The following is a 5,807-nucleotide window of genomic DNA, read 5'->3' on the forward strand; positions in this document are numbered from 1 at the left end:
CCGGTGAGCGGGAAAGGCTCGCTCAGAAAACGCCGTCGGCGCCATTTCCGCCCCTCAAAAGTTGTGTGGGCGACGACCTGGATTCGGGTGGTTGTCGGCTCCTCACTGAACTGTCGGCGAGGCGGACCGAAATGTAAGCGTTTAGGCGCGACGGCGCCGAATCCGGATCGGCCCCTTGCTGGTGGACGGATCGATGACCGCTCCGCCCTGCGTAATCTCCACCTCACCGGCGGCAACTAACCGCTTGGCAGCGTCCCGGGACGCCTCCATCAGGTCCCGCCACTGCCCGTCGGATACTGCGCGGGCAGCCTCCGACGGGCAGATCGTCGCCTCGGGGGCCCGCTCGTCGAGGAGCCGCCGAATGGCGTCCTCAAGCAGCCGACCGGTGTCGTCGCCAGCGGGGCCCAACCGGTTCCCTAACCGATCAGGTCGTTGATGACGATGGTCTGGTCCCGGTCTGGACCCACGCCGATGGCCGAGAACCGGGCACCTGACATCTTCTCCAGCGCCCGAACGTACACCTGCGCATTATCGGGCAGGTCATCGATAGTCCGCGCGGTGGTAATGTCCTCGGTCCAGCCCTCGAAGTACTCGAAGATGGGTTTGGCGTGGTGGAAATCGGTCTGGGTCATCGGCATCTCATCGTGCCGGACGCCGTCGACGTCGTACGCCACGCAAACCGGGATCCGCTCGATCCCGGTGAGCACGTCAAGCTTCGTCACGAAGTAGTCGGTGAAGCCGTTGACGCGGGCCGCATGGCGGGCCAGGACGGCGTCGTACCAACCGCAGCGGCGTGGCCGCCCGGTGTTGACACCGAACTCGCCGCCCTTCGTCTGCAGGTACATGCCCATGTCGTCGAAGAGTTCGGTGGGGAAGGGACCGGCGCCGACGCGCGTGGTGTAGGCCTTGATGATGCCCACTGCGCGGCTGATCCGGGTAGGGCCAATCCCCGAGCCGACCGATGCGCCACCCGCGGTGGGGTTCGACGAGGTCACGAACGGGTAGGTGCCGTGGTCTACGTCCAGGAACGTGGCCTGGCCGCCTTCCATGAGCACCACCTTGCCGGCGTCGAGCGCCTCATTCAGCACATAGGTGGAATCGATGACCAGCGGCCGGAGGCGCTCGGCGAAGCCGAGGAAATACTCGACCACTTCCTCCACCTCCACGTCACGCCGGTTGTACACCTTGACCAGGAGTTCATTCTTCTGGGCGAGTGAGCCTTCAACCTTCTGCCGCAGGATCGACTCATCGAAGACGTCCTGGACCCGGATCCCCAGCCGTGCCACCTTGTCCATGTAGGCGGGACCGATGCCGCGCCCGGTGGTGCCGATGGCCCGCTTGCCCAGGAACCGTTCAGTGACCTTGTCCAACACCTGGTGATACGGAGCGACCAGGTGCGCGTTCGCCGAAATACGCAACTTGGACGTGTCGGCGCCGCGCGCCTCGAGCCCCTCGATCTCCTCGAAGAGTGCCTCAAGGTTGATGACGCAGCCGTTGCCGATGATGGGGACCGCGTTGGGGCTCAGGATGCCTGCGGGAAGGAGCTTCAGCTCGTACTTTTCACCGCCGACGACGACGGTGTGCCCCGCGTTGTTCCCGCCGTTTGGCTTGACGACGTAGTCAACCCGCCCGCCGAGTAGGTCTGTTGCTTTGCCTTTACCTTCGTCGCCCCACTGGGCTCCGACAATAACGATCGCTGGCATGGGATCCTCCCCCATCGTTGCGGCGGCATCCGGACACCGTGCCGATGCCGCCAGAAGTGCATGAGAATGCCCCAAGACCTCAGTGCATTGCGGCAAGAGATCTGGGGCTCTTACCACCCAAGTTTAGCAACAGATCCCGTTGACGCTCGGCTTGATGATTACCCGGCTCCGGCAGCGGCATCCACAACCGACTTCTTGACCTGTTCTGGGTCCCGGAAGCCTCGAGCTCCTCAGCCCGGACGATTGTCCCGCCGGAGTGGGTTCAGCAGGTGGCTTCGCCCCTGCCAGGCCAGCACCATGGCACCGGCGCCCAGCAGCACGTTGGTCCACAGGTACCCCACGTCACCGTTGACGATGTTCGTCACCGCGGCGCCGGTCATGACAAGAACGAGCAGCAACGCTCCCGGGGTGCGCACCCTGGGAACGAATAGGGCAGCACTCCCGATGAATTCGCCGGCAGCGGTCAGGTAGACAGTCCAGCCGGGAAGCCCGGATTCCTGGAACGGGAGCAGCGCGGCGGGGTCCCCCATGACCTTCTCGATCCCGGCCCGGACAAAGAAGAACGCGAGCACGGCGGCGAGCGCCACCCACACCAGTTCCATCCGGTTCGTCTGCATAGGCTCATGATGCCACCTGGGGCGCACCGGGAGGGGAGAATATGATCATGGATCGATTTGTTGGCAACATTGCGGGAGTTGGTACCGCCGCCGGAATCCGGTTGGTCGTTGGCCTGTGGGCGGATTCGCCGCTGGGCGCCTTTACCGACGTCATGGTGGAGGACGACGGCGGCCGGCGCACCCTGCTCGCGCCGAACCAGGCCGTCGCGGACTACGTCAGCGCTACCTACACGTTCGATCAGATTCAGGTGGTGGACGTGGTCTCCACACTCGACGAGCATCGGCTGACGGTGTCAGCGGCGCCGCTCGAACTGACCGCCGACCTTGGCGGCGTGACAGGGCTCGGTCGGCTGCTCAGCCTCGTTCCCGCCCGGGTAGCAACGTCACCGCGCTGGCTCAGCCTGATCAACCCGGTGGCCGGTCTTGTGATGCCGGGGGTGCAGACGGCGGGTTCGGCGGGCAACGGCCGCACCGAGTATTACGGGGTGACGGCGGCGGTGAAAATTGCGGCCGCGTCGGTGCGCTGGCACGGCAGGGACCAGGGCGCACTCGCCCGGCTGTCCCCACCGGTGCGGTTCGGGTTCAGCTCCGCCCCGGCCGCGCCGATGCTGGTCACCGTGGTGACCAGCATCAAGCGACCGTCAACCTAGTTTTTCACCTTCAGTTGCCGAGCTGCCTGCTGGCTTCCGGATCGGATTCGCCGAGGAACTTGGCAATGCGCTCCGCCTCGTCCATCTCTCCGATGGAGGCCGCAGCCCTGCCCAGCGCGTACAGCGAGCGGAGGAACCCGCGGTTGGGTTCGTGCGAGTACGGGACCGGGCCGGTGCCCCGCCATCCGTTCCGCCGCAGCGCATCGAGGCCGCGGTGGTACCCGGTTCGGGCGTACGCGTAGGACTCGATGGTGCGCCCCTCGGCGTAGGCCTCATCCGCGAGGATGGCCCACACCAACGACGACGTCGGGTACTTGGCGGCGAGGTCTACCGCCTCGTCGCCGGCGTCGAGGCGTGCACCCAGGTCCGTTTCCTCGGGGAGGAGGGTGGGCTCGGGGCCGAGGAGGTTGCGGCGGAATTCGTCCGACATGCTAGAGCTTCTTCCCGGCGGATCCCAGTGATGCTGCGGCCTCGACCACGCGGGCTGCAAGACCGGCCTCGGCTGCGGCGCCCCACACCCGTGGGTCGTAGACCTTCTTGTTGCCAACCTCGTTGTCGACCTTCAGCACGCCGTCGTAGTTCTTCAGCATGTGGTCCACCACGGGTCGGGTGAATGCGTACTGCGTGTCGGTGTCGATATTCATCTTGATGACGCCGTAGGAGACAGCGTCGGAGATTTCCTGGGCTGAGGAACCGGATCCGCCGTGGAACACCAGGTCGAAGGGCTTGTCCTTGCCCAGCTTGGCGCCGATCTGATCCTGGATGTCCTTGAGGATTTCGGGGCGGAGCTTCACGCCGCCGGGCTTGTACACGCCGTGGACGTTGCCGAAGGTCAGCGCTGTGAGGTAACGGCCGTGTTCGCCGGAGCCCAGGGCCTCAACGGTGGCCAGTGCGTCTTCGACAGTGGTGTACAGCTTGTCGTTGATGGCGTTTTCGACGCCATCCTCTTCACCGCCGACAGTGCCGATCTCGACCTCGAGGATGATCTTGGCAGCCGCCGCGCGGGGCAGGATGTCTTTGGCGATCCGCAGGTTCTCTTCAAGGGTTTCCGCTGAACCGTCCCACATGTGGGACTGGAAGAGTGGGTTGCCGCCGCGCTTGACTGCCTCTTCCGATGCGGCAAGGAGGGGGAGGACGAATGCGTCCAGTTTGTCCTTGGGGCAATGGTCGGTGTGCAGCGCAATATTCACGTCATACTTCTTGGCCACCTCGTGGGCGAAGGCTGCGAATCCCAGGGATCCCACCACCATGTCCTTGACCGACGCACCGGACCAGTACGCTGCTCCGCCGGTGGAGACCTGCACAATGCCGTCGGATCCGGCCTCGGCGAACCCCCGCATTGCGGCGTTGAGGGTCTGGGAAGAGGTGACGTTGACGGCCGGATATGCGAAGCCCCCGGCCTTGGCACGGTCGATCATTTCCGAATAGATCTCAGGTGTTGCGATAGGCATAAGGACTCCTCTGTGGAATGCGTATTAGACAGGCGGGATGGGTAACGGACCGCTCATTCCATCCTATTCGACTGCTCGTTCGGCAGAAACGACCCGGAGGGTCAGGTTTGCCGCTTGCAACCGCCAAACCTGACGGCGGGGGCCGTTTCTGGCCCCGCACCACGCTAAACGGCCTCACCTGACCAGGCTAGACGCCCTGACCGAACACGTGCCGGCGAACCCACCCGTGCATCGCGATCGCCGCAGCCGCCGACGCGTTGATGGACCTCGTTGAACCGAACTGGGCAATGGACAGGGTGGCATCGGCGGCGGCGTGGACTTCCGGGGTCAGACCCGGTCCCTCCTGGCCGAAAACCAGCACACAGTTCTCCGGCAACTCGTAGGTTTCCAGCGGCACCGAGTCCGGGAAGTTGTCGATCCCGATGATCCGTAGTCCCTCGCCGCTGGCCCAGGCAACAAATTCCTCGACGGTCGGGTGGTGTCGCACGTGCTGGTAGCGGTCGGTGACCATGGCACCCCGACGGTTCCAGCGTCGTCGTCCGATGATATGGACTTCCTTGGCCATGAAGGCGTTGGCGGTACGCACCACGGAACCGATGTTCAGGTCGTGCTGCCAGTTCTCAATCGCCACGTGGAAGTTGTGACGGCGGGAATCGAGGTCGGCGACGATTGCGTCGTGCGTCCAGTAGCGGTACTGATCGACGACGTTGCGGGTGTCACCTGCCGCCAGCAGTTCGGGGTCCCACTGGCTGCCCGCCGGCAACTGACCCTCCCAGGGCCCGACACCTACCGGAATGAGCGGAATTTCGGGATTTTCTTTCACGCTCCCAGCCTAAGGTGAAAGACTGGGACCGATAGCACCGCCCGGACGGCAGGGAGAGATCACATGCGCGAGAACGAACACATCGAATGCTGGCTGACGGACATGGACGGTGTTCTCGTTCACGAGAACCAGGCCATCCCAGGCGCGGCCGATCTACTTGACCGTTGGGTGGCCACCTCCAAACGGTTTTTGGTGCTGACCAACAACTCCATCTACACACCCAGGGATCTGGCGGCGCGGCTCAAAGCCTCGGGCCTGGAAATTCCCGAGGAGAACCTGTGGACGTCGGCCCTCGCCACGGCCCAGTTCCTCAAGGAGCAGCTGCCGGGTGGACGCGCCTACGTCATCGGCGAAGCCGGATTGACGACGGCGTTGCACAACGCGGGTTTCGTGCTCACCGATCAGCACCCCGACTATGTGGTGCTGGGTGAAACCCGCACCTATTCGTTCGAAGCCATCACCAAGGCGATCCGGTTGGTGGAAGGCGGCGCACGGTTCATCGCTACCAACCCGGATGTGACCGGGCCATCCAAGGAAGGGCCGCTTCCTGCCACCGGCGCCGT

The 5,807-nt window shown here is 64.5% G+C and carries 7 protein-coding genes and 1 pseudogene; 2 read left to right on the plus strand and 6 right to left on the minus strand.

Annotation, left to right across the window (positions count from 1 at the left end; genetic code table 11):
• Positions 1–141: 141 nt before the first annotated feature.
• The 3 genes from K728_RS0106395 to K728_RS18615 all read right to left on the minus strand — a co-directional run bounded on the left by K728_RS0106395 (position 142) and on the right by K728_RS18615 (position 2,320).
• On the minus strand, positions 142–408 hold the full coding sequence (locus K728_RS0106395) for a DUF3253 domain-containing protein (RefSeq protein WP_019483286.1): 267 nt from the start codon (positions 406–408) through the stop codon (positions 142–144).
• Between the two features lie 8 nt (positions 409–416).
• Positions 417–1,703, minus strand: a complete 1,287-nt coding sequence (locus tag K728_RS0106400) for an adenylosuccinate synthase (protein WP_024476241.1) — start codon at positions 1,701–1,703, stop codon at positions 417–419.
• A gap of 230 nt (positions 1,704–1,933) precedes the next feature.
• A complete protein-coding gene (locus K728_RS18615; protein WP_019483288.1) occupies positions 1,934–2,320 on the minus strand; it encodes a DoxX family protein in 387 nt (128 codons plus the stop codon).
• Positions 2,321–2,367: 47 nt separating this feature from the next.
• Between K728_RS18615 and K728_RS0106410 the strand changes: the two genes are divergently transcribed.
• Complete coding sequence (locus K728_RS0106410; RefSeq protein WP_035747412.1) at positions 2,368–2,970, plus strand: hypothetical protein; 603 nt, start codon at positions 2,368–2,370, stop codon at positions 2,968–2,970.
• 10 nt (positions 2,971–2,980) lie between these two features.
• On the opposite strand, the gene K728_RS0106415 is transcribed toward K728_RS0106410, so the two are convergent.
• The 3 genes from K728_RS0106415 to K728_RS0106425 all read right to left on the minus strand — a co-directional run bounded on the left by K728_RS0106415 (position 2,981) and on the right by K728_RS0106425 (position 5,244).
• Positions 2,981–3,400: a DUF3151 domain-containing protein gene (locus tag K728_RS0106415; protein ID WP_019483290.1), complete on the minus strand. Its 420-nt coding sequence runs from the start codon at positions 3,398–3,400 to the stop codon at positions 2,981–2,983.
• A 1-nt stretch (position 3,401) separates the two neighbouring features.
• Positions 3,402–4,421, minus strand: a complete 1,020-nt coding sequence (gene fbaA / locus K728_RS0106420) for a class II fructose-bisphosphate aldolase (RefSeq protein WP_019483291.1) — start codon at positions 4,419–4,421, stop codon at positions 3,402–3,404.
• Between the two features lie 187 nt (positions 4,422–4,608).
• The gene (locus K728_RS0106425) at positions 4,609–5,244 is read right to left on the minus strand and encodes a TrmH family RNA methyltransferase (protein WP_019483292.1); all 636 of its coding nucleotides are present in this window, start codon (positions 5,242–5,244) and stop codon (positions 4,609–4,611) included.
• Between the two features lie 63 nt (positions 5,245–5,307).
• Here K728_RS0106425 and K728_RS23105 point away from each other — a divergent pair.
• Positions 5,308–5,807 (plus strand): annotated as a pseudogene (locus K728_RS23105) (TIGR01457 family HAD-type hydrolase); the annotation flags it as partial.

Origin of the sequence: Arthrobacter sp. CAL618, assembly GCF_000468215.1 — a bacterium.
GTDB lineage: Bacteria > Actinomycetota > Actinomycetes > Actinomycetales > Micrococcaceae > Arthrobacter_D.